The sequence below is a fragment of the Mesorhizobium sp. RCAM 05099 genome (genome assembly GCF_059683685.1).
Map to the genome: position 1 here is coordinate 3142740 of NZ_CM185035.1, position 26566 is coordinate 3169305.

Here is a 26566-nt window from a genome sequence, read left to right on the forward strand (position 1 = left end):
GCTACTTCAGCCACTCGGCAAGCTTGGCCTTGCGCACATCCCTGAGCAGGCTGATGAACCCGTCGGCTTGGTATTCTGATGTCAGCCGGCCTTTCTCGGCGGTCGCGATGCTGGCGTCGCCGACCACGCCGTTGGGGTTGAGATCGCTGGCGATCCAGGCAAAGGCATGGGTGCCGGTGTGGCGCAGCAGCGCGAATTCCTTTTCGGCCCGCGCGACGTTGGAAACGAAGTTATCGGCCTTGCCCATGTCGACGAGGTCCGGCCGGAAATGCAGCATCAGCGAGGTCTCGACATCGCCGCCATGGATGCCGTGACGGTCCTCGAGCTCGGTGTACATGCCGGCCGGCCGGCCAAAACGTTGCCAGCTGGTCTTCACCGCCAGCATTTTTTCGCGCACGCGCAATTCGCGCGTGACGATGCCCATGATCTCCTCGTTGCCGCCGTGCGAGTTGACGACGATCAGCTTGCGCACGCCGGCTCGTGCGATCGACTGGCCCAGTTCGGTCCAGGCCTCGATCAATGTCGGTGCCGGCAGAGTGAGGGTGCCCGGTGCGTGGAGATGCTCGTTCGACTTGCCAACCGCCTGGACCGGCAGGATGCGGATATCGAGATCGTCGGGCAGGCGGGCGATCACCGTGTCGAGCATGCCGTTCATGATCGAGGTGTCGGTCGAAACCGGCAAATGCGGACCATGCTGTTCGATCGCCGCCAGCGGCAGCACGGCGATCGTCGCCTCCGGATCGATCGAGGCGTATTCAGTAGTCCGGTAGTCGCCCCACCAGGCGCGTCTTTTTGCAGCGGTCATGTCATGCCTCTTCGATGAACGGCCAGACCTAGCGCGGGACGGGCGGCCTGTCGATCACCCAGCTGCGATGGCCTCGACCTCGACCTTGAATTCGGGCCGGGCGAAGCCGGAGACGATCATCAGCGTCGACGCCGGTGCCGGGCTGGAAAACAACCGGTCGCGGATGTCCATATAGGGCCGCAGATGCGCGCGGTCGGTGACATAGGCGTTGATGCGCACGATATCCCCGAGCCCCAGCTCGGCTTCGGCGAGGATCGCGGCGATGTTCTTGAAGCAGAGTTCGGCCTGCGCGCCGGCGTCCTCGGGAATCTGGTCGTCCGCCGTGATGGCGACCTGGCCCGAGCACAGCACCAGCCGCTTTCCAGCGGGCACCTCGACGCCGTGGCTGTAGCGGGCAAAGGGTGGCTTGATCGACTTCGGGGTGAGGAACTTGAACATGGCAATCTCCGGTTTCCCGGTAGCCTAGGACCGGATGCGTTACACCTTCAAGATGGCGGTGCATGTCGCTGGGGCGATTGTGGACAGGCGTTCAAAAAATAGGCACGATGCCTCCCGTACAGCATGACCCGTCCGCCTCCGGCATGGCAATGTCGTTCACGCGGGCGGTCCCGGTACGAGGCGCCGGTGGCATGTGTCTTGCTTCTTGAATCTTTGGTGTCGAGCCTGGCGCGTGGCGCGCCGGAGCAAACAAAGGGTGGTGTCGATGTACGGAAAACAGAAGATCTCGGTGGCGGTGGTGGCCCTGCTGGCGGCCAGCACGTTCGGCGCGGCGGCGAATGAAAAAGTCACCTTCGGCACCAACTGGTTGGCCGAGCCGGAGCATGGCGGATATTATCAGGCCGTGGCGGACGGCACCTACGCCGCCTGCGGCCTCGACGTCACTATCATGCAAGGCGGCCCGCAGGTCAGCGGCCGGCCGATGCTGCTGGCCGGCAAGATCGATTTCTACATGGGCGGCAATCTGCTGTCGGCCTTCGATGCTGTCCAGCAAGGCATTCCGATGCGGGTGGTGGCGGCCGACTTCCAGAAGGATCCGCAGGTCATCATGTCCCACCCCGGCGAGGGGCTGGACAAATGGGAAGACCTGAAGAATGCGGAGCAATATATTCTGGGCGACGAAGGCGTGCAGACCTTCTTCCAATGGATGGTCACTGCGCTCGGCTTCGACGCCGCCAAGCGCGCGCCCTACACCTACAACACCGCGCCTTTCCTCGCCAACAAGAAGTCGATCCAGCAGGGCTACGTCACCTCCGAGCCATTCGCGGTCAAGAAGGAAGGCGGCTTCGTGCCGAACCAGTTCCTGCTTGCCGACTATGGCTGGGACACCTACTCGACGACGATCGAAGTAATGCAGGACACGATCGACAAGAAGCCGGAGGTGGTCCAGTGCTTCGTCGATGGCTCGGCCAAGGGCTGGTACAAATATCTCTACGGCGACAACAAGGCCGCCAACGACATGATCAAGAAAGACAATCCTGACATGACGGACGACCAGATCGCCTTCTCGATCGAGCAGATGAAGAAGTTCGGCCTTGCCGATTCCGGTGACACCGACAAGCTCGGTATCGGCGCCATGACCGACGAACGGATCAAGAGCTTTTACGACAAGATGGTCAAGGCCAAGGTCACGCCCGAAGGCATCGACATCAAGAAGGCCTACACACTGACCTTCGTCAACAAGGGTGTCGGGCTCGAGCTGAAGAAATAGGCCGGTCCCGGCATGATGCAGGAAAAGGTGGCGCAGACGACGGCGAGCGCGTCCGGCGTGGTTCCGACGTTGCTGGCGCTGCGTGGCGTCGGCAAGGTCTTTTCCAATGGCGTGACGGCGCTCAGCGACGTCAACCTGACGATCCGCGAAGGCGATTTCCTCAGCCTGCTCGGACCGTCTGGTTGCGGCAAGTCGACGGCGTTGCGGCTGATTGCCGGCCTGTCGACGCCGACCTCCGGAGTGCTCGACTGGCGTGCCGATGGCTCGCTCGATCGTTCGAACATCGGCTTCGTCTTCCAGGAGCCGACGCTGCTGCCCTGGGCCAGCGTCTTCGACAATGTCTGGCTGCCGCTCCGGCTGAAGGGCGTCAGCCGCGCCAAGGCGGCCCCGGCGGTGATGGAGATGCTGGCGCGGGTGCACCTGACCGGCGTCGAGGACGCGGTGCCGCGCGAGCTCTCCGGCGGCATGAAGATGCGCGTCTCGATCGCGCGCGCCATGGTGACGAAACCGCGGGTGCTGTTGATGGACGAGCCGTTCGCGGCACTCGATGAGATCACGCGCTTCAAGCTGAACAACGATCTGCTCGAACTGTGGCAGGACGAACGCTTCACCGTCGTCTTCGTCACACACAGCGTCTTTGAAAGTGTCTTTCTCTCCAACCGCGTCGTCGTCATGGCGGCGCGGCCGGGCCGGGTGTTCGACGAACTCGCGATCGAGGCGTCCTATCCACGTGACGAGGCGTTTCGCACCTCGCCCGACTATGCCGCGCTCTGCCGGCAGACCTCCGATGTGCTGGTCAACGCCATCAATTCAACAGCAGGCGCCCATCATGACGGCCATTGACGAGAGGGTCCTCAAGCTCGATCCCGAGGAAGCGCGTCGGGTACGCCAAGAGCGGCTCGAGCGGATCGGCCGGTGGATTCTGCCGCTGGCGATCATGATCCTGGCGATCTGGCTGTGGGATCGCATCTGCGTGTGGAACGCGATCCCGCAATACATCCTGCCGCGCCCGGGCGTCGTGTTGTCGACGCTCTACAGCGATGCCGGCCTGCTGTTCTCCTCGCTGCTGGTCACCTTGCGCATCACCTTCCTCAGTCTGCTTCTGGCTGTGGTTGGTGGAGTCGGGCTGGCGGTGCTGTTCGCGCAATCGAAATGGGTCGAGATGTCGTTCTTCCCGTTCGCCATCGTGCTGCAGGTGACGCCGATCGTGGCGATCTTTCCGCTGATCAACATCTATGTCGACAACCAGACGACCAAGCTTCTGCTGTGCGCCTGGATCGTCGCCTTCTTTCCGATCCTCTCCAACACAACGCTCGGTCTCAACTCCGTCGACCGCAATCTGCGCGACATGTTCAAGCTCAATGGCGCGACGCGCTGGCAGCAGTTGCGGTATCTGCGGCTGCCGGCGGCGATGCCGTATTTCCTGGGCGGGTTGAAGATCGCCGGCGGCCTGTCGCTGATCGGCGCCGTGGTGGCCGAGTTCGTCGCCGGCGCCACCGGCCAGTCGTCGGGGCTCGCCTCGCGTATCATCGAGGCCGGCTACCGGCTCAACGCACCACGGCTGTTCGCGGCGCTGTTCCTGATCTCGCTCACCGGCATCCTGATTTTCCTGGTGCTGTCGCTGATTTCGCATCTCATTCTGCGGCGCTGGCACGAAAGCGCGCTGAAGCAGGAGCGCTAGTGCCTTGATCCCGAACACTGGTTCATACCGGCTCACCAACGCCCGGCTTCACGCGTCCCTGACACCGGGATTTGGCGCCGCTTTCGACCGTGATGGTTTCGCGCTTGCCGACATCGCTGTCGCTGACGGCAAGATTTCCAGCATCACCGCGCATGGTCGATCGAAAGCGCCTGCCGATGCGATCGACCTCGCTGGCCGCATCGTTCTGCCGTGCTTCATCGACTGCCACACGCATATCGACAAGGGCCATATCTGGCCGCGAAAACCCAATCCCGACGGCACGTTCATGGGAGCGCTGAACGCCGCCGGCGCCGATCGCGCGGCCCGCTGGAGCGCCGAGGACGTGGCGCGGCGCATGGATTTTTCTCTGCGCTCAGCCTACGCGCACGGCACCAGGGCGCTGCGCACCCATCTCGACAGCGTCGCGCCGCAGGAGGAGATCTCCTGGCCGGTGTTCGAGACGATGCGCGAGAGATGGCGCGGCCGCATCGAAATGCAGGGCGCGTGCCTGATCGGCATCGAGGGCGTGCGCGACAGGAAGTGGTTCGACAGGTTGGCGAAAAGAGTTGCCGCCGCCAAGGGTGTTCTCGGTGTCGTCACCTATATGGTGCCGGACCTGGAGGAACTGCTCGACCACGTCTTCGCGCAAGCCATCCAGCATGGCCTCGATCTCGATTTCCATGCCGACGAGACCGACGACGTTGCCGCGATCTCGCTCAAGAAGATCGCCGAGGCCGCTCTGTGGAACGGCTTCGAGGGCAACATCCTCGTCGGCCATTGCTGCTCGCTGGCGCGCCAGCCGGATCTCGATGTGCTCGATACGCTCGACAAGGTGGCGAAAGCGGGGTTGGCAGTCGTCTCTCTGCCGATGTGCAATCTCTATCTGCAGGACCGGCGCGGCGATCATACCACGCCGCGCTGGCGTGGCGTGACGCTGCTGCACGAGATGAAGGCGAGGGGCATTCCGGTCGCCGTCGCCTCGGACAACACGCGCGATCCCTTCTATGCCTATGGCGACCTCGACATGCTCGAGGTCTACCGCATGGCGACGCGCATCCTGCATTTCGATCATCCTGTCGCCGACTGGCCGCAAGCGGTCGCCGCGACGCCGGCCAGGGTGATGCGGCTCGATGGTCTCGGCACGCTTGCGGCTGGCGGCGATGCCGACTTCATCGTGTTCAAAGGTCGAAGCTGGACTGAATTGCTGTCGCGCCCCGAATCGGATCGCATCGTCGTGCGCGGCGGTCGTGCTATCGATCGGCAATTGCCCGACTATGCCGAACTCGACGAACTGATGGTGGAATGATGGATGTTTCGGCGCTCAAACGTGATCTCGAAGGCCTGAAGCTCGACGACAATCCAGCCATCGTCCAGCAGAAAAGCCGCGACTTCTACTGGTACAGCCCGGTGCTGAAGCAGCAGCTCGACCATGTTACCGGCGACCTGATCGTGACGCCGAAGAGCGAGGCCGAGGTGATCCGCGTGCTTGCCGCCTGTCATCGCCATGGCGTGCCGGTGACGCCGCGTGGCAGCGGCACCGGCAATTACGGCCAGGCGATGCCGCTTTCGGGCGGCGTGGTGCTCAATCTCGCCGAGATGAACGAGATCAAGTCGATCGCGCCAGGGCGCGTGGTGACCGGACCGGGTGCGATCCTGGCCGATATCGACAGGGCGACGCGGGCGCATTCCGGCCAGGAGCTGCGCATGTCGCCATCGACCTACAACACGGCCTCGATCGGCGGCTTTGTCGCCGGCGGTTCTGGCGGTGTCGGCTCGATCCGCTGGGGTGGCTTGCGTGATCTCGGCAATGTCATCCGGCTGAGGACGGTGACGATGGAGGCCGAGCCGCGCGTCATGGATCTCACTGGCGAGGACGTGCTGAAGGTCATGCACGCCTACGGCACCAACGGCATCATCACCGAGGTCGAGATGCCGCTGACCGCCAGCTACGACTGGATCGACGTCATCGTCGGCTTTGACGATTTCATGGACGCGGCAGGCTTCGGCAACGACCTCGCCGTCCAGGACGGCATATTGGCGAAGCTGATAACACCGATTGCCGCGCCTATCCCTTACGATTATTTCAAGCGGCACCAGCGGTTCTTCCGGCGCGAACAGAGCATCGTCGTGTGCATGATCGCGCCACACGCGATGGATGCCTTTGTCGCCTTCACGGCGCGCAGCAAGGGCGAGATCGTCTTCCGCGCTGACCATGAGGCCGATCTCAAGGGGTTGCCGCCGGCCTATGAGCTGACGTGGAACCACACGACTTTGCGCGCCATCAGGGTGGACCCTGCTATCACCTATCTGCAGGCGCGCTATCCGTCGCCGGATCATCTCGCCCATGTCAAGGCGATGGTCGATCGCTTTGGCGACGAGGTACCGGCGCATCTCGAATTCATCCGCTTTGATGGCGCGATCGGTGTCGCGGGGTTGCCACTGGTGCGCTTCACCACGGCGGAACGGCTGGACGAGATCATCCGCATCCATGAGGACAATGGCTGCTGGATCTTCAACCCGCACCGCTACACGCTGGAGGAGGGCGGCATGAAGCAGACGGACGAGGTGCAACTCGCCTTCAAGCGCGAGACCGATCCGCAGGGGTTGCTCAATCCGGGCAAGATGATCGCCTGGGAAAACCCGGACTACGACTATCGCTCGGGCCGGACATTCCTGTTCAAGGGGCTGCAAAAGGCAGGCTGATGAACATCCTTGTCCTCTACGCCCATCCGGTCGAGACCAGCTTCAATGCCGGCCTGCATCGGATGATCGTCGAGCGACTGACGGCAGCGGGCCATACGGTCGACGACTGCGATCTCTACACCGAGGATTTCGACCCACGGCTGACGCGCAAGGAGAGGCTGGACTACCACAATCAGCGCGGCGTCACCGACGCCGTGGCGCCTTATGTCGAGCGCCTGCTGCGGGCCGATGCACTGGTGCTTTCCTATCCTGTCTGGAATTATGGCTTTCCGGCGATCCTGAAGGGCTTTTTCGACCGCGTCTTCCTGCCCGGCGTGTCCTTCAAGCTGGTCAACGGCAAGGTGCAGCCATCACTGCACAACATTCGCAAGGTCGCCGCGGTCACCACCTATGGCGGCAGCCGGTTCCGCGCTGTGCTGATGGGCGATCCGCCGCGCAGGCTGATCAAGCGAATGCTGCGTGCCACGGTAAAACCGGGCGCGCCGGTGAGCTATCTCGCGCATTACGCGATGAACCTGTCGACCGATCAAACGCGCGATGCCTTCACGGCCAAGGTCGCGGCCAGCATGGACGGCTTCTGATGCGCGCGCTGGTGGTTTACTGCCATCCGGTGCCGGAGAGTTTCTGTGCGTCCATTCGCGACAGCGCCGTCGAGGTGTTGACGCGAAGAGGCTGGGAGGTGCGGCTGCTCGACCTCTATGCCGAGAACTTCAATCCGGTGATGGGCTGCGACGAGCGGCGTTCCTACAATGACCGGGCACCGCAGGACCCGGCGCTGAAGCCGCATTTCGAGCTGCTCAACTGGGCCGAAGCGATCCTATTTGTCTATCCGACCTGGTGGTACGGGCTGCCGGCGATGCTGAAGGGCTGGCTCGACCGTGTGTGGGCGACCGACGTCGCCTTCAAGCTGCCGGCCGGCAAGGGACGGATCAAGTCAATGATGACGCATGTGACCAAGGTCGGTGTCATCACCACCTGCGGCGCGCCGACCTGGTGGAGCGTCGTCGTCGGCCAGCCCGGCCGCAAGACCCTGCTGCGCGGCATGCGGGCGCTGTGCGCGACTCGTTGCCGGACCTTCTTCCTGGCGCACTATCTGATGGATTCCTCGACTCCACGGAGCCGGGCGGCGTTTCTGGCGAAGGTGAGGGCGAAGCTGGAGCGGTTTTGAGCCGGCGGAATTAGCGTCCTTCTCCCCGTCGAACGGGGAGAAGATGCCGGCAGGCAGATGAGGGGCAGCACGAACTCGCGAACGCCGGCGCCGCCCCTCATCCGGCCCTTCGGGCCACCTTCTCCCCGTGAAACGGGGAGAAGGGAAGACTGCGCTACATCCTGGTCCGCTCCGCCTTCGGATCATACATTGGCTTCAGCGATGCCTCCGCCGCAAACCGCTCACCGGCGATTTCGATCTCGTAGGATGAGGCCAGTACATCCGCCTCGCTCTCGCCCTGGCACGGCACATAGCCCAGCCCGATGGCGCCGCCGAGGTGATGGCCGTAATTGCCCGAGGTGATCGGGCCGACGATCTTGCCGTCGCGCAGGATCGCCTCGTTGTGGAAGAGCAGCGGTTGCGGGTCCTTCAGGCGGAACTGGACCAGCCTGCGGTTCAATCCGGCTTCCTTCTTGCGCAGCACGGCATCGCGGCCGATGAAGTCGCCCTTCGCCGTCTTGACCGCGAAACCGAGGCCCGCTTCCAGCACATTGTCCTCATCGGTGATGTCGTGGCCGAAGTGGCGAAAAGCCTTTTCGATGCGGCAGGAATCCAGTGTGTGCAGGCCGCAGAGCTTCAGGCCAACATCCGCGCCCGCCTCGTCGATCGCCTCGAAGACATGGGCGGCCTGGTCGGTCGAGACATAGAGCTCCCAGCCGAGTTCGCCGACATAGGTGACACGGTGGGCGCGGGCCAGCCCCATGCCGATCTCGATCTCCTGAAACGTCCCGAACGGGTTGGCCCCGTTGGAGAAATCGTTCGGGCTGACCTTCTGGATCAGCTTCCGCGCATCCGGACCCATCAGGCAGAGCACGCTTTCGGCCGCTGTCACATCGGTGATGACGACGAATTCGTCGGCCAGGTGCTTGCGCAGCCAGGCCAGATCGCGCTGCAGCGTGGCACCGGGAACGACGAGGAAGTAGGCGGTTTCCGACAGCCGCGAGACGGTCAGGTCGCTCTCGATACCGCCGCGCCGGTTGAGCATCTGGGTGTAGACGATCTTGCCCGGCGCCACGTCCATGTCATTGGCGCAAAGCTTTTGCAGGAAGGTACAGGCGTCGCGGCCCTCGACACGAATCTTGCCGAACGAGGTCATGTCGAACAGGCCGACCTTGTTGCGGACCGCCAGATGCTCCTCGCGCTGGTTGTCGAACCAGTTCTGCCGTTTCCAGGAGTAGCGGTATTCATGCTCCTGCCCCTCGCGAGCGAACCAGTTGGCGCGCTCCCAGCCGGCGACCTCGCCGAACACGGCGCCACGCGCCTTCAGATGCTCATGCAAGGGCGAACGCCTGACATTCCTCGACGTCGCCATCTGGCGATAGGGGAAATGGTCGGCATAGAGCAGTCCGAGCGTCTCGGAGACGCGCTCCTTGAGATAGCGGCGGTTTTTCTGGAACGGCTGGGCGCGGCGGATGTCGACTTCCCACAGGTCGAAGGGCGCTTCGCCGTCGTTGATCCACTGCGCCAGCGCCATGCCGGCGCCGCCGGAGGAGACGATGCCGATCGAATTGTAGCCGGTTGCCATCCAGTAGCCGGACAGTTCGGGCGCTTCGCCGAGATAATAGCGGTCGTCCGGCGTGAAGCTTTCGGGACCATTGAAGAAGGTATGGATGCCGGCCGTGGCCAGCATCGGCATGCGGTTGACGCCCATTTCGAGGATCGGTTCGAAGTGGTCCATGTCCTCGGGCAACTGGTCGAAGCAGAAATCCTCGCGGATGCCGTCCATGCCCCAGGGCTTGGCCACCGGCTCGAAGGCGCCGAGCATCATCTTGCCGGCATCTTCCTTGTAGTAGGCACACTCGTCGGGCACGCGCAGGACGGGCAAGCGAGTGAGGCCAGGGATCGGCTCGGTGACGAGATAGAAATGCTCGCAGGCATGCAGCGGGATGGTGACGCCATTTTGCGCGCCAAGTTCGCGCGCCCACATGCCGGCGCAGTTGACGATGATGTCGGCTTCGATGGTGCCTTGTTCTTCGCCCTGTACCCAGGATACGCCGGTGACGCGGCCGGCCTTGGTGTGGACCTTGGTGACCTTCACATTCTCGACGATGGTGGCGCCGCGCTGGCGCGCCCCTTGGCCAGCGCCATGGCGATGTTGGCGGGGTCGCATTGGCCGTCGAGCGGCAGATGCACGGCGCCGACCACGTCGGACACATTGAGATGCGGGTACATCTGCTTGACTTCATTGGGCGAAATCTCGCGGACATCGACATCGAAGGCGCGGGCGAGCGACGCCTGCCTATAGATCTCGTGCTTGCGCTCCTCGGTCAGCGCCACGGTGATCGAGCCGACCTGCCGCATGCCGGTGCCGACATCGGTCTCCGCTTCCAGCTTGACGTAGAGGTCGGCCGAATATTTCGCCAACCGCGTCATGTTCTGCGAGCCGCGCAACTGGCCGATCAGGCCGGCAGCATGCCAGGTCGTGCCCGACGTCAGCTGCTTGCGTTCCAGGAGCACGATGTCGGTCCAGCCGAGCTTGGCCAGGTGATAGGCGACCGAACAGCCGGAGACGCCGCCGCCGATGATGACGGCGCGGGCTTTGGTAGGGATGGCTTTGGGGGCAGGGGTGTTCATGCGGCCTCGCGGCGATAGCTGGAAACAAAGCGTCGCAGCCGCAGCGCTGCTTCCTGCAGCACGGGCTCTGGCTGGCAGAGGCTGATGCGGATGTGGCCCGCGGCCGCCTCGCCGAAGCTGGAGCCAGGCATCACGCCGACCTTTTCCTTGTCGAGCAGGGCCCAGGCGAATTTCTCGTCGTCGGATTCGACGGCTGATATGTCGAGCATGACATACATGCCGCCTTCGGAACCGCGAACGCTGACATTGTTCATGCCGCGCACGGCGTCGAGCAAGACAGTGCGGCGCGCCGCATAGCGTTCCGCGATCTCCTTGACGCCGTAACCGTTCTCGAGCGCCTCGGCGCAGGCGATCGAGATGAAGGCCGGCAAGCCGTAAGTGGTCACCAGATTGAGATTGACCAGCAGCGTGATCATCGCTTCAGGACCGGTCAGCCAGCCCATGCGCCAGCCGGTCATGCCGTGGCTCTTGGACATCGAATTGATGACCAGCGTGCGCTCGGCCATGCCGGGCAGCGCGCGCGGCGAGACATGCTCGCCGCCGCCCAGCGTCCAGTAGACCTCGTCAGAAAGCAGCCAGAGATCGTGCTCCCTGCAGATTTGCGCCAGCTCTTCCAGCCGCTGGCGCGAATAGACCGCGCCCGTCGGGTTGTTCGGTGTGTTGATGAGGATGGCGCGGGTGTTCGGTCGAATTGCCGCGCGGATCATGTCGGCGCGCGGCTGGAAGCCGTCCTCGGCGGGCGTTTCGACCACGGTGAAATCGGCGCCGGCCGCACTGAAGGTGTTGGGATAGGTAGCGTAGTACGGCGCCACCACGATGGCGTGGTCGCCCTGGTCGAGAACAGCCTGTACGGCGGCATAGAGCGCGGCCTGCCCACCTGGCGTGGCGATCACCTGGTTGGGGTTGGTCGCGACGCCGGTGCAGGCGGTCGAGGCTGCCGCCATCGCCTTGCGCAGGCGCGGCAGGCCGGGAAGCGGGGTGTAGTGGTGATTGCTGCCGCGAACCGCGGTCACGCAAGCTTCGATCGTTTCCGAAGGCGTGTCGAAGTCGTGGTCGCCGACCGAGAGCATGATGATGTCCTCGCCGGCCTCCTTGCGCGTCCAGGCCTCGAAATGGACTTCCCAGCCATCCTTGCCCGAGGGCACGATGCCGGAAATGCGCGATGATGGTCTAGGCATGTATATCTCCCGAAATTTCATAGCCGGCCTGTTCGAGCCGGTCGCGCAGGGCGGCGATATGCGGCGGCCCGACTTCGCAGCAGCCCCCGACGATGTCGGCGCCGGCCTCTATCCAGCCAATCGCCTGCGCGGCATAGGCGTCCGGACCGAGGTCGTGGCGGGCGTGCAGTACATCGACGGTGCCGCCGTGCTTAAGCGCCTCTGTCGAGGTGAAGCCGTTGGCGTAGGCGCCGACCGGGCCGCCGAGGTCGATCAGTTCAGGCAAGGCCGCGGCGATCGCTTCCGGACGGCAGCAGTTCAATAGCCGCGCCGCTACGGGCAAGCCGTCGAGCGCGCTTGCCGCGGTGGCTATCGTCTCGCCGCTGCGCAGCCGCGGCTTGCCGTGATCGGCCAGTGTCCACGACACCCATACCGGCTTGCCGCTTTCCGATGCGGCGGTGACCGCCGCACGCGCCTCATCGGCCGACGCCATGGTCTCGCACAGGAACAGATCGACCCCGTCGGCCTGCTCGGCGACGATGCGGCGGTAGATGTCGAGCGTGTCCTGGTATGAAATGGTCAGTGCCGGCGCGTAGCTGCCGAAAAGCGGTGACAGGCAGCCGGCGATCGCTGTGTCGCCGGCCTCGTCACGGGCCTGCCCGGCCAATTCGATGCCGCGCTTCTGCAACGGCTTGAACAGGTCCTCGGCACCCTCGCGCGCCAGGCGTTCGGGCGTCGCCGAATAGGTGTTGATGGTGATGATTCGGGCGCCGGCGCGGATGAATTCGGCGTGCAGGTCGCGCACCAGATCGGGTTCGTCGATCAGCACCCTGGCCGACCACAGCGGCGTCGGCTCGGACTTGCTGCGGCGAACCAGTTCCTGGCCCATGCCGCCATCGGTGAGGACGACTTTCTTCATGCGCGCAGCCTCTCGTTCTTCGGATCCCATAGCGGCTCGTCTTTCTGGACGACCGCCTTGAAACGCTCGCCAAAGATTTCGACCTCGACGCTCGTTCCCGGTTCCGCCAGATCGGCGCGCAGCATGCCGAGCGCGATCGACTTGTCGACGCGATGCCCCCAGCCTCCGGATGTCGTCTCGCCGACGATCTGGCCGTCATGCCACAGCGTCGACATGTAGGGCGCGTCGCAATCGCCGGGATTTTCGACGACCAGCGTGACGAAACGCTTCGTCACGCCTTGCTGTTTCTCATTCTGAAGTGCCGCCTTGCCTCGGAAGTCGGGCTTGTCCCATTTGACGAAGCGCTCCAGCCCGCCCTGCAGGATCGAATAGTCGGTAGAGAGGTCGCCCTTCCAGGTGCGGTAGCCTTTTTCGAGCCTGAGTGAGTCCAGCGCGTACATGCCGAACGGTTTCAGCCCGTGCTTCTGGCCAGCGGCGCAGACGGCGTCGAAGATGGCGGCGGTGTCGTCGACCCCGGTGTGGATCTCCCAGCCGAGTTCGCCGGCGAAGGACACGCGCACAAGCTTCGCCCAACGGCCGGCGATCTTTGTTTCCTGATGCGTCAGCCATGGCAAAGCGAGGTCGGCTTCGCAGACATCGGCGAGGATTTTTCGCGAGTTTGGACCGGCCAGGATCTGGGTGGAGAATTCCTCGGTCCGGTCGATCAGCTTGAAGGCCGCATCCCTGGGCATGCGCGATTTCAGCCATTCGAAATCGTGCCATTGCGCAACCGCCGCGGTGATCAGCGTCATCACATTCTCGTCGTGACGCACGACGGACATTTCGGTGACGATGCGGCCCTTGTCGTCTGCGAAATAGACGAGGCCGATGCGGCCGGGCTTGGGCACCAGGCCGGTGACCTGAAGGCTCAGCCACTCGGCGGCCCCCGGGCCCTCGAGGTTGAAGCGCGAGAAGCCCGGCAGGTCCAAAATGCCGGCCGCGTCACGCACGGCGAGGCACTCTTCGCGCACGCGATGCTGCCACGGCCCATCGCGGCGGAAGGTCAGCGTGGCTTCCTCGGAGATGTCGTCGCCGTCCTGCGCGTACCACGTGGCGCGCTCCCAGCCATTATAGGCGTCGAAGCGGGCACCGAACGCCTTGATGCGGTCGTGGATCGGCGACAGCTTGCGGTCGCGCCCCTCCGGCCATGCATGGCGCGGAAACTGGATGGCGTATTCGTTGCCGTAGATCTCCATGCCCTTGGCGACGCAGTAGTCAGGCTCGGACGCAAAGGAGGTGAAGCGGCGCGGATCGCACGACCACATGTCCCATTCGGTCTGGCCCTGCGTCACCCATTCGGCCAGCACCTTGCCGGCGCCGCCGCCCTGGGCGATGCCGAAGGTGAAGACGCAGGCTTCGAAGGCATTGGGGACGCCGGGCATCGGGCCGATCAGCGGATTGCCATCCGGCGTGTAGGGGATCGGGCCGTTGATGACTTTGGACAGGCCTGCCGTGCCCAGGATCGGCACGCGGGCGACAGCGTCGGCCAGATAATGTTCCAGCCGGTCGAGGTCGTCGGGGAACAGCTGGAAGGAAAAGTCTTCCGGCATCGGATCGTTGTGGGTCGCCCAATGCGCGCGGCAATTGCGCTCATAGGGGCCGAGATTCATGCCGTTCTTTTCCTGGCGCAGGTAGTAGGAGGTGTCGACATCGCGCAGCAGCGGCAGTTTCTTGCCCTGTTCCCTGGACCATGCCGCCAGCTCGGGAATCTCCTCGAACAAGATGTACTGATGGCTCATCACCATCATCGGCACGTCGCGGCCGAACATTCGGCCAACTTCGGCGGCGCGATAGCCGGCGGCATTGACGACGATCTCGCAGCGGATCTCGCCTTGCGCGGTTTCGACCACCCATTCACCGTTCTCGCGGCGCACGCCAGTGACCGGGCAGAAGCGGATGATCCTGGCGCCCAAGTCGCGCGCGCCCTTGGCCAATGCCTGGGTGAGCTGCGCCGGATCGATGTCGCCGTCGCTTGGGTCGTAGAGCGCGCCTTGCAGGTCGTGCGTCTCGATGAAGGGATAGCGGTGCTTGATCTCGTCGACGCCGACGACGTCGATGTCCATGCCCTGATAGCGGCCCATGCCCTTGGCGCGCTGGAATTCCTGCATGCGTTCGACCGAGTGGGCGAGCCGCAGCGAGCCGGTGACGTGATAGTTCATGGGATAGTCGACCGCTTCGGCCAGGCCGCGATAAAGCTCGGTCGAATAGCGCTGCATGTTCATCAGCGACCAGGACGAGGAGAAGGTCGGCACATTGCCGGCGGCATGCCAGGTCGAGCCGGAGGTCAGCTCGTTCTTTTCGAGCAGCACGCAGTCGGTCCAGCCCGCCTTGGCGAGGTGATAGAGCGAGGACGCGCCGACGGCACCGCCTCCGATGATCACCACGCGCGCCGTGCTCGGCAAACCGGCCATATTCTTCTCCCATATCTTCAGCGCGCTGCGCTTCTATTTTAGTTTTGATGCATGTCGTCGTCCCAAAACCGCCGCGCGCCTTGGGCGACATGCACTCAATAAACCGGCGGCGAAACCACCCAGATGACAACCGCCGGCTCGGCACCCGGATTGCGCCAGCGGAAAGGCTTGCCCTCGAAGCGAAAGGAGTCGCCTTCGCCGAGCCGATGCCAGATGCCGGCAATTTCGATGTCGAACGTTCCGGACGCGACGTATCCGGCCTCCTCGGTAGGCCGACGCGCCTCGATCTTCAGCTCCGCGCCCGGTGCGAAGACCGAACGCAGCATCTCGAAGCTACCGCCGAGATCGGGTGACAGAAGCTCCTCCATCAGTCCGGATTCGCTTGTGCCAAGCGTGCGCCGGCTGCCGGCGCGCACGACCACGCCGCGCTCGCTTTCGACCGGCACGTCATGGCTGAAGAACAGGCTGACCGGCACGCCGAACAGTTCGGCGAAGGCTCTGAGATCGCTGAGCGATGGCGCCGAGAGGCCGCGCTCGACCTGGCTGACCCAACCGACCGAGCGGCCGAGCTTCAGGCCGATCTCCGCAAGTGTCAGCCCGCGCGCCTTGCGCAGCGCCCTGATATCGCCGGCCAGCACGCGTTCGTCAGGCCCCTGCAATGTTCGTGCGGTAGGTGAAGGCAAAACGCTCACTTCATGAAAAAGAACGGTCAAATTTCATGAGAAATCAAGCTCGTGAAAAAATCAAGTAGATTTTCACAGATGCTCAAGATTTGCTTGCACGATTTTGATGGTTCATGCAAAGGCTCGGCCGCGAGCGGCGAGTGGGGACGTCCGAGCGAGACAAAGGGTAAGGGACGGCCCATGCTGGAGAATAACCCAGGAATCGCGCGTGATGCCGAGATCGTCGACGAGGCGATCCTGTCGCGCCGCTCGGTGCGGGCATTCCTGCCCGACATGGTCGATGACGACACCATCCGAGAGATTCTGTCGGTTGCGGCCCGGGCTCCATCGGGCACCAACATGCAGCCATGGCGGGTCTACGTCACCAAGGGCGAGACCAAGCAGCGGATCACCGACGCCATCCTCAATTCCGGCATCCGCGCCGAGAAGGCCGACTGGGACGAGTACCGCTACTACCCCACCCAGTTCTTCGAGCCCTATCTGACCCGACGGCGCGCCAACGGCTTCGGCCTCTATGGCGCGCTCGGCATCGGCCGCAGGGAGGTCGACAAGATGCGTGCCCAGCACGACCGCAACTTCGTCTTCTTCGACGCGCCGGTCGGCATGATCTTCACCATCGACCGCCGCCTCAACCAGGGTTCATGGATCGACTACGGCATGTTCCTGCAGAACATCATGGTCGCGGCGCGAGGCAGGGGCCTGCACACGTGTCCGCAGGCCGCGTTCGCGCCCTATCACCGGCAGATCAGGCCGGTGCTCAACATTCCCGACGAGGAGATCGTCGTCTGCGGCATGGCGCTTGGCCATGAGGACATCTCCAAGCCCGAAAACGCCTTCCGCACGGACCGCGTGCCGTTGGAAGAGTGGGTTTCGTTCAGCGAGTAGACCGGCCACGCAGGGAACCGGCAACGTCAACTATTCCGTATTCATCTGCACGCCGTGACCGCTGACATGGGCGCCATCGCGTGGCGTCAGCTTGAGATAGGCCAGCAGCGCGCAGAGCGTGATGGCGCCTTCGATCACAAACAGAATCCGGAAATCCCTGGCCACGGCCGGACCGCCTCCGGCCAGGAACGACAGCGTCGCGGCCGCCAGGCCGACGCTGATCGCGACGGCGAGTTGCCACAGTATGTAGTAGAGCGCGCTGAAGCGGGCGAGCTGTTCGGGCGCGATGTCGGAATAGGCGAGGTTGCCGGTCGAGGCCCACTGCATCGAGCGGAAGACGCCGAAGACGAAGATATAGGTGAGCGTGATCCAGACCGGCGTCGTCGCCTGCATCAGGGCAAAACCAGCCACCAGACAGGCAACGATGGGCGTGTTGAAGACCAGCACGCGGCGAAAGCCGAAGCGGTTGAGAATGCGCGGCATGAACAGACGCATCACCAGCGATCCGATGGCCGCCACGAAGGTGAGCGATCCCGCCTGCACCGCGCTCATGCCGAAGCCGAGCTGGAACATCAGCGGCAGCAGGAAGACGACGGAGCTGAGGCCGATCGTGTCCAGCCCGCCACCGGTGAGGAAGGAGATGCGGAAGGTGCGGATGCGCAGAAGCTTGAGGTCAAGCAGCGGATTGCGGACGCGCAAGCAGTAGAACGAGGCGGCCGTCAGGATGAGGATCGCAAGCGCAAGTTCAGCAGCGATCATGCCGCCAGCCGCGTCCTTCGCGGCGAGTGAGTCCATGCCGAAGACCAGCAGCACCATGCCGCTGCCGACCAGCAGGAAGCCCGGAAAATCGAACGGCGTGCGCACTGGCTTGGTCATAGTCGGAAACAGCGAGGCGGCAAGCACGGCCGCTGTCAGCGCGAAGGGTACGTTGATGAAGAAGATCCAGCGCCAGGAGATGTAGGTGGTCAGCGCGCCGCCGACGAGCGGGCCGACCAATGGCCCGGACTGGCCGGCCAGCGAGATGTACATGTTGATCTTGAGCGTGCGGCTGCGCGGAAAGGTTGACAGAATGACGACCTGGCCGAGCGTGCCCATCAGCGCGCCGCCGAAGCCTTGCAGCGCCCGCGCCCCGACCAGCATCCAGATATTGTCGGACAGCCCGCACAGCGCCGACGAAGTGGCGAACACCAGCAAGGCGAAGCAGTAGACGTTGCGCAGGCCAAAGCGGTCGGCGGCCCAGCCGCCAAGCGGCATCGAGATGATCAGGCTGGCTACATAGACGGTGATCAAGAGGCCGAGCTGGCTGGGCGGGCGGCCGAGACTTTCGCTGATGCCGGGTAGCGCCGTCACCACGACATTCTGGTCGAGGCTGGTCATGAAGACGCCGCAGGCAACCGTCAGCGGCAGCAGGAACATGGCTCTGGCCGACACATCGGCGCGATCGGTGGCGCCGGCGGATATTTCTGCAGTCATGGAGATGTTCGAACCAAACGAATGTGCCGACGCTGAGACGGGATTTATCCCTTGGGCCGGCTAGACGGCCACGCTTTGCCACCATGGTCGTCCGCAGCGGAATTCTCTAGCGGCAGAACCGGTTGGCCTTGATGCCAGAAGCAGAGGCGGAGCGACCATCCGGCCGCGCCAGTTAGAGCAATTCAGGGAACGGCGAATTGCTCTAACTCCTTGTCTTGACGCAACTCCGAAGGGAAAACGCTGTGCGCTTTTCCCGGGAAAACCGTTTCAGACTTTTCCTGGGATTGCTCTATTGCACCTCGTAGCCGACTTCCTCGCTGGCGTGGCAGAGCGCCTTCCAGAACGAGCGGGCGAACGAGCGAAAGACATAAATGTCGAACTGGTCGGTGCCGGTGCGCTGGATCTGGGCGAAGACGTCGTGATGGGTGGTCGAGCGGCCGGCGCCAACCGGGAAGGCCGGCAGCGCGAAGTCGATGGCGAAGAACTTCGCCAGCACCCATTCGGCCTTCGGCCCGGCAATGCGAATGGCGGTGCGGCCATGCGAAAGATCAGTCACCGTGCCGATGGCCGGGGTCACCACCTTGGCGAATGCCGCGGCCAGTCCTTCGGCTTCGTCGGCGACGGTGAATTTTCCCGGTGCGAAGCCGAACACCGACTTCACGCCGTCGCTCAAGCCACCGCCGGCACCATCGGGCAGCGCAAGCCCGGTGACGGTGCGGATGGCTGATATCAGCGCCTTTTCCTCACCGGGCCAGGCCGCCAGCTGCACGATCGAACCCGGCCGTGTCTCGGTCAGGATGATCTCGACGCCATGCTCGAAATTGCCGTGCGAGCCGACGTGAAACTCCGGCTCAAGGGGCGATTGACGCTCAACCATGCATGCGGGTCCCTTCCGGATCGAAGAAGTGGTTGGAGACGATCTCGACCGGTCCGAAGCGGTTGCGCAGGGGATCGGAGACATGCGCGCGCGTGCCGCGCCGCGCCTTGCCGCCCTTGACCAGGGCGAGCGCGATATGCTTGCCCAACGCCGGCGAATAGCAACAAGCGGTGATGTGGCCGATCGAGCCGTGCGGATTGGCCTCGTCAATCTCCTCGACGATGTGCGCGCCGCCATTCAGTGGCCGATTGTCGAGTGCGATCACGCCGACCAGTTCCAGGCGGTCAGACGCAATCAGGCCCTCGCGGTCCATCATCGCCGAACCGATGAACGGCTTTTTCTTCGACAGCATCCAGTCGAGATGCAGGTCGCGCGCCGTAGTGCGGCCGTCGATTTCGGCGCCGGTGACATGGCCCTTCTCGATGCGCATCGTGCCCAGCGCCTCGAGCCCGTAGGTGACCAGCCCGAACGGCTTGCCGGCCGCGATCAGCGCTTCCCAGACATGGGTGCCATGGCCGGCGCCGGAATAAACCTCGAACGCCATTTCGCCGGAGAAGGAGAGCCGGCAGATCATGACCGGTACGCCTGATATCTCGCCGCGCACGATGCCCATGAAGGGCAAGGTGGCGTTGTCGACTGCCGTGCCGGTGACACAAGCGGCAAGGATCTGCCTGGCCTTCGGCCCGCCAATCGCGGCGCCCGCCCATTCGTCGGTCACCGAGGTGACGTGGACTTTCAGCTCCGGCCAGATGACGTCGAGGAAATATTCCAGATGCTGCATCACCTTGCCGGCGTTCGCAGTGGTGGTGGTCATCAGGAAATCCTGCTCGTCAAGCCGCCAGGTGGTGCCGTCGTCAAAGGCGAGGCCGTCCTCGCGCAGCATCAGCCCGTAGCGCGCCTTGCCGACCGCCAGCGTCGAAAACATGTTGGTGTAGACGCGGTCGAGGAATGCGGCGGCATCAGGACCTTGCACGGCAATCTTGCCCAGTGTCGAGACATCGACAATGCCGGCGCTTTCGCGCGTCGCCTTGGCCTCGCGCACATAGGCCTGCTCGACCGTTTCGCCTGAAAGCCCGTAGATCATCGGCCGGTACCAGAGGCCGGCCGAATACATGGTCGCGCCATTGGCGACATGCCAGTCATGCATCGGTGTCAGCCGCTCGGGCTTCAGGTCGCCGAAGCGCTCCGCCGCCAGCGAGCCGATCGAGACCGGTGCAAAAGGCGGCCGGAAGCGCGTCGTGCCGACCTCGGGGATCGGCTTGCCCAGCGCTTCGGCCATGATGGCAAGGCCGGGGATATTGGAACTCTTTCCCTGGTCGGTCGCCATGCCAAGCGTGGTGTAGCGCTTCAGATGCTCGACCGAGACGAAGCCTTCGCGGTGCGCCAGCCGCACATCTTCCGCCGTCACGTCGTGCTGGAAATCGACAAAGCTCTTGCCCTTGGCCCGGATTTCAAAAACCGGCGCCGGGTCTGGATCTCCTGGGACGGCTTCGACGGTGGGCAATGCAATCGGCGTGCCTGTTCCGCCGGCCGCGGCAAGGCCGGCGGCGCGGCCTTCGGCGATCGCCTCGGCAGTCGAAAAGCTGCCGGTGAAGGCGCCAGCACCGATCCACTTTTGTGTCGGCTTCGGTGGCAGGAAGGCCTGACGCGCGGCATTCCATTCCGCCTTGGCGCCGGCCTGGCTGGCCAGATGGATGGTCGGCGACCAACCACCCGACATCAGCAGGCAATCGGCGTGGATGCTGCGTGCATCGCCGGTGAGTGTGCCATTGGCCATATCGAAGCGCTGCAGCTTGAGGCCGGACAGCGCCCTGCCACCCTCGGTGGCGACGACGGCATGGCCGGGAAAGATCTCAGCCTCGACTTCCTCGGCCAGCTTGCGCATCTCGGCTGAAAGCTCCGGCCGGACATCGGCGATGGCGACGATCAGAGCGCCGGCCTTCTTCAGGGCAAGGGCGGCGCGATAGGCGCTGTCGTTGTTGGTGAACAGCGCGATCCGCTCGCCCGGCAGCACGCCGAACTCGTTGGCATAGCGCTCGGCGGCATGCGCCAGCATCACGCCCGGCCTGTCATTGCCCGGGAAGACCAGCGGCCGCTCAAAAGCACCCGTGGCCAAAACAACAGACTTGGCGCGGATCGCCCAGTAGCGATGGCGCGGCTCGCCCTTGCCGGGTTGCTCCTTGTGGTCGCTGACCCGCTCGAGCGCGGCAAGCGTGTTGTTGTCGTAATAGCCCCAGACCGTGGTGCGCGGCAAAAGCCGGACATTGTCGCGTCCTTCGAGCTGGGCGACGGTGCGCCGCGCCCAATCGGAGGCCGGTGCGCCATCAATCGTCTCGCCCGACCAGTTGGCCGAGCCGCCGAAACGCGGCTCGAGATCGGCCACCATGACACGGGCGCCCTGATCGGCGGCGGCCTTGGCGGCCATCAGCCCGGCGGGGCCGGAACCGACCACCAGCACATCGCAAAAAGCATTCATGCGTTCGTAGCGGGCCGGGTCCTTTGCCGATCCGGCGCTGCCGAGGCCGGCGGCGCGGCGGATGAAATGCTCGCAGACCATCCAGAAGCGCGTACCCTTCAGCGGACCGACCACCGGTCCCATGAAGGTCTTGTAGTAGAAGCCGGCCGACAGGAGCTTGCCGCCGAGCTGGTTGACGGCGTTGATATCCCAGGCCAGCGACGGAAAACGGTTCTGGCTAATCGCCACCAGCCCGTCATGGATATCGACCATGGTCGCCGGGATGTTGGGCTCGCGGACCTCGCCCCTCAACACCGTCACCAGGGCGTTGGGCTCCTCAACGCCAGCGGTGAGCAGGCCGCGCGGACGGTGGTATTTGAACGAGCGCCCGAAAAGGCTGATGCCCTTGGCCAACAGGGCCGATGCCAGCGTGTCGCCGGCATGGCCGGTATAGGCCACACCGTCAAAGGTGAAGCGGATGGTTTTCAGCCTGTCGATGCGGCCGCCGGTGTCGGTGCGGCGCGGGCTCATGACTTGCCCTCGGTCTTGCGACGCGCGCTCGAGGTGTGATCGCCGCGCGCGAAGGCGACACTGGAAATCTCATGCGTGAGCGTGTTGCGCACGACCCGCAGATGCGCGCGGCAACCGCCGGAATGCTGCCAGATTTCGTTGTGGTCGCCGGCCGGGTTCAGCCGGTCGTAGACATAGGCGTTCCACGCTTCGAAATTCTGCGATGCGGGGTCGGGGCGCTCGCGGTTGCCGTCACCCTGATAGGTGAACTCGATGACATCGCGAGGGCCGCAATACGGACAGGTGATCAACATTGAATTCTATCTTCTTGTTTGACCGTGATCCGGTCGGAAAGCCGGGTTTCCATTTTTCGCTGGCGCGGTCCTTCGGTTCCGGATCATGGTCTAATGCAGCCGCGGGTTTGCGCCCTGGCCCTTGTCGTCGATCACCAGACCGCGGTGGAAGCGGTCGAGCGTGAAGGGGGCGTTGAAGTCGTGCGGTTGATCCTTGGCAATGGTCCAGGCAAAGCACCAGCCGGAAGCCGGCGTCGCCTTGAAGCCGCCATAGCACCAGCCGCAGTTGAGGTACATGCCGGGCAGGGGACCGGTGGTGATGATCGGCGAGCCGTCCATCGACATGTCGCAGACGCCGCCCCAGGAGCGCAGCATGCGCACGCGGGCAAGGCCCGGGAACAGCGCCAGCATCTCGCTCATCACTTCGTCGACGATGGGCAGATTGCCGCGCTGGGCGTAGCTGTTGTAGCCGTCGAGGTCGCCGCCATAGACAAGGCCGCCCTTGTCCGACTGCGACATGTAGAAATGGCCCATGCCGAACGTCACGACGGTGTCGATGAAGGGCTTCAGCGATTCCGTGACGAAGGCCTGCAGCACATGGCTCTCGATCGGCATCGTCTCGATGCCGGCCAGTTGCATGACGCGTCCGGTGCTGCCGGCCACGGCAACCGCGACCTTCTTGGCGCGGATGTCGCCACGCGAGGTTGACACGCCGGTGACGCGGTCGCCATCGCGCAGGAAGCCGGTGACCTCGCAATTCTCGATGATGTCGACGCCGCGTCGGTCGGCGCCGCGCGCATAGCCCCAGGCCACCGCATCATGGCGGGCGGTGCCGGCGCGCCGTTGCATCAGGCCGCCGACCACCGGGAAGCGTGCGCTGTCGGAGATATCGAGCGCCGGGATCAGACGCTTGATCTGCGCTGGCGTCATCAATTCGGCGTCGACGCCGAGATGGCGCATGGCATTGCCGCGCCTTGCATAGTCGTCGAACTGGGCCGGCGTGTGCGCCAGGTTCAGGCAGCCGCGCTGCGAGAACATGACGTTGTAGTTGAGCTCGTGCGACAGGTTCTCCCACAGCTTCATCGAGTGTTCGTAGAATCGGGTGTTCGCGGGCAGCAGATAGTTCGAGCGCACAGCCGTCGTGTTGCGGCCGACATTGCCGGAGCCGAGCCAGCCTTTTTCCAGCACGGCGACATTGGTGATGCCGTGTTCCTTGGCGAGATAATAAGCTGTCGCCAACCCATGGCCGCCGCCGCCGATGATGATGACATCATAGGACGCCTTCGGATCCGGCTTGCGCCAGGCCGGCTTCCAGTCCTTGTTTCCCTTGAGCGCGTTCGCGAGCAGCGAAAAGGCCGAGTACTCTGCCATCATTGTCATCCGGTTCGGGCGATGCGGCAGACTATAGGGCAGGCCGCATCCGCAAAGCCAGTATTGCGCCATCGCCTTTCGACTGGCCGACGCCTTTGGCTACGACCCAATGCGACGGCTTGCCCCATGATATGGCCGTCTTTATCAAGGACAGGCTTTCAAACTGCTCTTTGCGCCCGTGAGTCGCCGACAAATCATGCTTTTGAGATTGCTTCGCCTCGTTTTGGTTTTCGCGCTCGTCGTTTCGGCGTCGCCTTCGTTTGACGCGATGGCGCAAGCGCTCGGCCAGGGCGCGGCCGGATTGATCACTGATCAGCAGAAAGTCATCCAGGGCCTGACGGCCAAGACTGACGATCTCGAGAAGAAAATACAGCAGGACGGTGACGACGATGCCTCACTGGTGGATATCCGTCTGCAACTGGAGGATCTGTCGCGGGCGGCACTAACCAGTGCGCTGGCTTTCCGTTCGCGCCTCACCGACATCAACAATCGCATCGAGGTGCTGGGCCCGCCGCCGGCGGCGGGCCAGCCGCAGGAGCCCGACATAGTGACGGGCGAACGCCAGGCGCTGGCGTCGGAAAAGGCCGAGATCAACGCGGTCGTCGCCGCCGCGCAGAACCTGTCGATCCGTATCAGCGGACTGATCGACAAGATCGGCAACATGCGCAGCGCGCTGTTCCGCAATCTGCTCACCAAGCGCTATGTGCTGTCCGATGCGCTAAGCCCGCAGGTCTTTTCGGATGCCAGTGACGAGTTCGGCAATTTCTACAAGGCGGTTTCGTCCTGGCTGAGCTTCGCCTTCAAGTTCAAGTTCCAGGCCGTCCTCGCGGCAACCTTCGTGGCGCTCGGGTTGGCGCTGGTGCTGCTGGTCGGCGGCCGGCGCCTGTTCGGGCGGGTATTCGAGGCCGACCCCGCAAACGAAGACCCGTCCTACCTCAGCCGCCTGTCGGTGGCCTTCTGGTCGACATTGCTGCCGACCCTGGCAGTCGGCGCCTTTCTCGGTTCGACCATCTTCTTTTTCAATTATTACAATGTGTTGCGCGGCGACATAGGCCTCTTCCTCAATGCGCTGGCGACGGTCATCGGGGTGGTGTTCTGCGTCAACCGGCTGACCAATGCGGCGCTATCGCCGCGGCTGCCGAACTGGCGTCTTATCCCGGTCGAAACGGGGCCGGCGCGCTGGCTGGTTCGCCTGGCTACCGCCATGGCCGTGGTCATCAGCGTCAACACTTTCCTGTCGGTCATCAACGACAAGATGGGCTCGCCGCTGTCGCTGACCATCGCCCGCAGTTTCGTCGCCACAATCATCGTCGGCATCATCCTGATCCTGATGGCGATGCTGCGACCGTTCAAGGCGCGCGATGGAAGCTGGCGGCCATGGCCGGCATGGCTGCGTTACCTGTCGCTGGCGCTTGGTCTGTTCACCATCATAACGGCCTTGCTTGGCTATATCGGCCTTGCCCTGTTCGTGTCGCTGCAGGTCGTGGTCACCGGCACCGCCTTGATCACTGCCTATATCGGCTTCCTGTCGGCGCGGGCGATCGGCGAGGAGGGGGCTTTCGCCAACACCTCGGTAGGGCGCTGGCTATCGGCCAATTCCAGCTACGAGGATACGGCACTCGACCAGCTCGGCCTTGTCGTCAGCGTCGCCATCAACCTGATGATCGTGCTGGTGTTCCTGCCGCTGATCCTGCTGATGTGGGGGTTCCAGCCGGGCGACATCCAGGCGTGGGCCTACAAGCTGGCAACCGGGATCAATATCGGGTCGGTGACGATTTCGGTCACCGGCATCCTCTCCGGCATCGTCGTCTTCATCATCGGCTATTTCCTGACGCGCTGGTTCCAGGGCTGGCTCGACGGGTCGGTGATGGCGCGCGGCAAGGTCGATACCGGGGTGCGCAACTCGATCCGGCTGGCGGTCGGCTATGCCGGCGTTGCCCTTGCGGCGCTCGTCGGCATCTCGGCGGCGGGCATCGACCTGTCCAGTCTTGCGCTGGTCGCCGGTGCTCTTTCCCTCGGTATCGGCTTTGGCCTGCAGAATGTCGTGTCCAATTTCGTCTCAGGCCTGATCCTGCTGGCCGAGCGGCCATTCAAGGTCGGTGACTGGATCGTGGCCGGGGATGTCAGCGGCACGGTCAAGAAGATCAGCGTGCGCGCGACCGAGATCGAGACCTTCCAGCGTCAGTCGGTGATCTTGCCCAATTCGAACCTGATCAACAATTCTGTCGGCAACTGGACGCATCGCAACAAGCTCGGCCGCATCGACATCAAGGTCGGCGTCGCCTATGGCAGCGACGTCAAGCAGGTCCATGCCATCCTGCTGGAGATCGCGCGCAACCATCCGCTGGTGCTGAAGAACCCCGAACCCTTCGTGCTGTTTTCCAATTTTGGCACGGCCGCGCTCGAATTCGAGATCAGGGTTTTCCTGGCCGATGTGATGAACGGCAACATCGTGCAGAACGACGTCCGCTTCGCCGTGCTCGAAAAATTCAACGACGAGCACATCGAAATTCCCTCGACGCCACGCGCCGTGGTCGAGACCAAGAAGCCCAAGGCCTGGCCGATCGACGATGACAAGATCGAGGCCGACTTCGCCGAACAGGAACAGGTGAAGGCCGAGGCCGAGGCGGAGAAGAAGCGACTGGCCAAGACCGGGCGCAAGGTGCGCAAGCCCGATCCCGACTAGGCTTCTTGTTGCCTGTCAGCCATTCACGATCAGCGCGGGCAGCGCGGCGCGAAGGTCGGTCTCGCCGTGTCTGTAACCGGTGTCGGAGAAGCCAAAGCCGATTGCGGCATGAATGCGGCATTCAGTTGC

General features: G+C 63.8%; 20 protein-coding genes and 1 pseudogene. 9 read left to right on the forward strand and 12 right to left on the reverse strand.

Features of this window, described 5'->3' with window-relative positions; all coding sequences use genetic code 11:
* Nucleotide 1: 1 nt before the first annotated feature.
* On the reverse strand, nt 2-805 hold the full coding sequence (locus AC56QQ_RS15450; RefSeq protein WP_489861961.1) for a creatininase family protein: 804 nt from the start codon (nt 803-805) through the stop codon (nt 2-4).
* Nucleotides 806-859: 54 nt separating this feature from the next.
* Nucleotides 860-1243, reverse strand: a complete 384-nt coding sequence (locus AC56QQ_RS15455; RefSeq protein WP_497128354.1) for a RidA family protein — start codon at nt 1241-1243, stop codon at nt 860-862.
* A 265-nt stretch (nt 1244-1508) separates the two neighbouring features.
* Between AC56QQ_RS15455 and AC56QQ_RS15460 the strand changes: the two genes are divergently transcribed.
* The 7 genes from AC56QQ_RS15460 to AC56QQ_RS15490 are packed head-to-tail and all read left to right on the forward strand — an operon-like array spanning nt 1509 to nt 8065.
* Nucleotides 1509-2513 carry an ABC transporter substrate-binding protein gene (locus AC56QQ_RS15460; protein WP_489861959.1) on the forward strand — a complete coding sequence of 335 codons (1005 nt, stop codon included), beginning with the start codon at nt 1509-1511 and terminating at the stop codon, nt 2511-2513.
* Between the two features lie 12 nt (nt 2514-2525).
* Nucleotides 2526-3356, forward strand: coding sequence for an ABC transporter ATP-binding protein (locus tag AC56QQ_RS15465; protein ID WP_497128358.1), 831 nt, complete (start codon nt 2526-2528; stop codon nt 3354-3356).
* Nucleotides 3343-4194 carry an ABC transporter permease gene (locus tag AC56QQ_RS15470; protein WP_489861957.1) on the forward strand — a complete coding sequence of 284 codons (852 nt, stop codon included), beginning with the start codon at nt 3343-3345 and terminating at the stop codon, nt 4192-4194. The genes AC56QQ_RS15465 and AC56QQ_RS15470 overlap by 14 nt, the downstream gene beginning before the upstream one ends.
* Before the next feature lie 4 nt (nt 4195-4198).
* Nucleotides 4199-5500, forward strand: a complete 1302-nt coding sequence (locus AC56QQ_RS15475; protein ID WP_489861956.1) for a cytosine deaminase — start codon at nt 4199-4201, stop codon at nt 5498-5500.
* Nucleotides 5500-6897, forward strand: coding sequence for an FAD-binding oxidoreductase (locus AC56QQ_RS15480; protein WP_489863471.1), 1398 nt, complete (start codon nt 5500-5502; stop codon nt 6895-6897). Before AC56QQ_RS15475 ends, AC56QQ_RS15480 begins: the two co-directional genes overlap by 1 nt.
* Nucleotides 6897-7478, forward strand: a complete 582-nt coding sequence (locus AC56QQ_RS15485; protein WP_489861955.1) for an NAD(P)H-dependent oxidoreductase — start codon at nt 6897-6899, stop codon at nt 7476-7478. Before AC56QQ_RS15480 ends, AC56QQ_RS15485 begins: the two co-directional genes overlap by 1 nt.
* Nucleotides 7478-8065 (forward strand): NAD(P)H-dependent oxidoreductase, encoded by a 588-nt coding sequence (locus tag AC56QQ_RS15490; protein WP_489861954.1) that lies wholly within the window; start codon nt 7478-7480, stop codon nt 8063-8065. The genes AC56QQ_RS15485 and AC56QQ_RS15490 overlap by 1 nt, the downstream gene beginning before the upstream one ends.
* A 154-nt stretch (nt 8066-8219) precedes the next feature.
* Here the strand turns inward: AC56QQ_RS15490 and AC56QQ_RS15495 are convergent.
* The 5 genes and pseudogenes from AC56QQ_RS15495 to AC56QQ_RS15515 all read right to left on the reverse strand — a co-directional run bounded on the left by AC56QQ_RS15495 (nt 8220) and on the right by AC56QQ_RS15515 (nt 15896).
* A pseudogene (locus AC56QQ_RS15495) lies at nt 8220-10678 on the reverse strand (GcvT family protein).
* On the reverse strand, nt 10675-11856 hold the full coding sequence (locus AC56QQ_RS15500; protein WP_489861953.1) for a pyridoxal phosphate-dependent aminotransferase: 1182 nt from the start codon (nt 11854-11856) through the stop codon (nt 10675-10677). Before AC56QQ_RS15500 ends, AC56QQ_RS15495 begins: the two are co-directional and overlap by 4 nt.
* The gene (locus AC56QQ_RS15505; protein WP_497128361.1) at nt 11849-12754 is read right to left on the reverse strand and encodes a homocysteine S-methyltransferase family protein; all 906 of its coding nucleotides are present in this window, start codon (nt 12752-12754) and stop codon (nt 11849-11851) included. Before AC56QQ_RS15505 ends, AC56QQ_RS15500 begins: the two co-directional genes overlap by 8 nt.
* Nucleotides 12751-15204: a GcvT family protein gene (locus AC56QQ_RS15510; protein WP_497128364.1), complete on the reverse strand. Its 2454-nt coding sequence runs from the start codon at nt 15202-15204 to the stop codon at nt 12751-12753. Before AC56QQ_RS15510 ends, AC56QQ_RS15505 begins: the two co-directional genes overlap by 4 nt.
* 95 nt (nt 15205-15299) lie before the next feature.
* A complete protein-coding gene (locus AC56QQ_RS15515; protein ID WP_497129019.1) occupies nt 15300-15896 on the reverse strand; it encodes a helix-turn-helix domain-containing protein in 597 nt (198 codons plus the stop codon).
* Nucleotides 15897-16067: 171 nt separating this feature from the next.
* On the opposite strand from AC56QQ_RS15515, the gene AC56QQ_RS15520 reads away from it, so the two are divergent.
* A complete protein-coding gene (locus AC56QQ_RS15520; protein ID WP_489861950.1) occupies nt 16068-16772 on the forward strand; it encodes a nitroreductase in 705 nt (234 codons plus the stop codon).
* A gap of 30 nt (nt 16773-16802) precedes the next feature.
* Here AC56QQ_RS15520 and AC56QQ_RS15525 read toward each other — a convergent pair whose 3' ends face one another.
* The 5 genes from AC56QQ_RS15525 to AC56QQ_RS15545 form a co-directional block, all read right to left on the reverse strand.
* On the reverse strand, nt 16803-18245 hold the full coding sequence (locus AC56QQ_RS15525) for an MFS transporter (RefSeq protein WP_497128366.1): 1443 nt from the start codon (nt 18243-18245) through the stop codon (nt 16803-16805).
* Nucleotides 18246-18534: 289 nt separating this feature from the next.
* Entirely contained in the window at nt 18535-19122 is a 588-nt protein-coding gene (locus AC56QQ_RS15530; RefSeq protein WP_497128369.1) for a sarcosine oxidase subunit gamma, read from the reverse strand.
* Nucleotides 19115-22108 (reverse strand): sarcosine oxidase subunit alpha, encoded by a 2994-nt coding sequence (locus tag AC56QQ_RS15535; RefSeq protein WP_497128372.1) that lies wholly within the window; start codon nt 22106-22108, stop codon nt 19115-19117. Before AC56QQ_RS15535 ends, AC56QQ_RS15530 begins: the two co-directional genes overlap by 8 nt.
* A complete protein-coding gene (locus AC56QQ_RS15540) occupies nt 22105-22401 on the reverse strand; it encodes a sarcosine oxidase subunit delta (protein ID WP_497128375.1) in 297 nt (98 codons plus the stop codon). The genes AC56QQ_RS15535 and AC56QQ_RS15540 overlap by 4 nt, the downstream gene beginning before the upstream one ends.
* Nucleotides 22402-22491: 90 nt before the next feature.
* Complete coding sequence (locus AC56QQ_RS15545; RefSeq protein WP_269906303.1) at nt 22492-23751, reverse strand: sarcosine oxidase subunit beta; 1260 nt, start codon at nt 23749-23751, stop codon at nt 22492-22494.
* Between the two features lie 196 nt (nt 23752-23947).
* Here AC56QQ_RS15545 and AC56QQ_RS15550 point away from each other — a divergent pair, with 196 nt between their 5' ends.
* Nucleotides 23948-26437 (forward strand): mechanosensitive ion channel family protein, encoded by a 2490-nt coding sequence (locus AC56QQ_RS15550; protein WP_497128378.1) that lies wholly within the window; start codon nt 23948-23950, stop codon nt 26435-26437.
* Nucleotides 26438-26566: the final 129 nt, after the last annotated feature.

Bases quoted from the DNA above. Each gene is read 5' to 3' on its own strand.
- AC56QQ_RS15545 (WP_269906303.1), bottom strand. From the start codon at position 23,751: ATGGCAGAGTACTCGGCCTTTTCGCTGCTCGCGAACGCGCTCAAGGGA.
- AC56QQ_RS15505 (WP_497128361.1), bottom strand. From the start codon at position 12,754: ATGAAGAAAGTCGTCCTCACCGATGGCGGCATGGGCCAGGAACTGGTT.
- AC56QQ_RS15535 (WP_497128372.1), bottom strand. From the start codon at position 22,108: ATGAGCCCGCGCCGCACCGACACCGGCGGCCGCATCGACAGGCTGAAA.
- AC56QQ_RS15485 (WP_489861955.1), top strand. From the start codon at position 6,897: ATGAACATCCTTGTCCTCTACGCCCATCCGGTCGAGACCAGCTTCAAT.
- AC56QQ_RS15465 (WP_497128358.1), top strand. From the start codon at position 2,526: ATGATGCAGGAAAAGGTGGCGCAGACGACGGCGAGCGCGTCCGGCGTG.
- AC56QQ_RS15530 (WP_497128369.1), bottom strand. From the start codon at position 19,122: ATGGTTGAGCGTCAATCGCCCCTTGAGCCGGAGTTTCACGTCGGCTCG.
- AC56QQ_RS15510 (WP_497128364.1), bottom strand. From the start codon at position 15,204: ATGGCCGGTTTGCCGAGCACGGCGCGCGTGGTGATCATCGGAGGCGGT.
- AC56QQ_RS15490 (WP_489861954.1), top strand. From the start codon at position 7,478: ATGCGCGCGCTGGTGGTTTACTGCCATCCGGTGCCGGAGAGTTTCTGT.
- AC56QQ_RS15540 (WP_497128375.1), bottom strand. From the start codon at position 22,401: ATGTTGATCACCTGTCCGTATTGCGGCCCTCGCGATGTCATCGAGTTC.
- AC56QQ_RS15480 (WP_489863471.1), top strand. From the start codon at position 5,500: ATGGATGTTTCGGCGCTCAAACGTGATCTCGAAGGCCTGAAGCTCGAC.
- AC56QQ_RS15455 (WP_497128354.1), bottom strand. From the start codon at position 1,243: ATGTTCAAGTTCCTCACCCCGAAGTCGATCAAGCCACCCTTTGCCCGC.
- AC56QQ_RS15525 (WP_497128366.1), bottom strand. From the start codon at position 18,245: ATGACTGCAGAAATATCCGCCGGCGCCACCGATCGCGCCGATGTGTCG.
- AC56QQ_RS15460 (WP_489861959.1), top strand. From the start codon at position 1,509: ATGTACGGAAAACAGAAGATCTCGGTGGCGGTGGTGGCCCTGCTGGCG.
- AC56QQ_RS15550 (WP_497128378.1), top strand. From the start codon at position 23,948: ATGCTTTTGAGATTGCTTCGCCTCGTTTTGGTTTTCGCGCTCGTCGTT.
- AC56QQ_RS15500 (WP_489861953.1), bottom strand. From the start codon at position 11,856: ATGCCTAGACCATCATCGCGCATTTCCGGCATCGTGCCCTCGGGCAAG.
- AC56QQ_RS15520 (WP_489861950.1), top strand. From the start codon at position 16,068: ATGCTGGAGAATAACCCAGGAATCGCGCGTGATGCCGAGATCGTCGAC.
- AC56QQ_RS15450 (WP_489861961.1), bottom strand. From the start codon at position 805: ATGACCGCTGCAAAAAGACGCGCCTGGTGGGGCGACTACCGGACTACT.
- AC56QQ_RS15470 (WP_489861957.1), top strand. From the start codon at position 3,343: ATGACGGCCATTGACGAGAGGGTCCTCAAGCTCGATCCCGAGGAAGCG.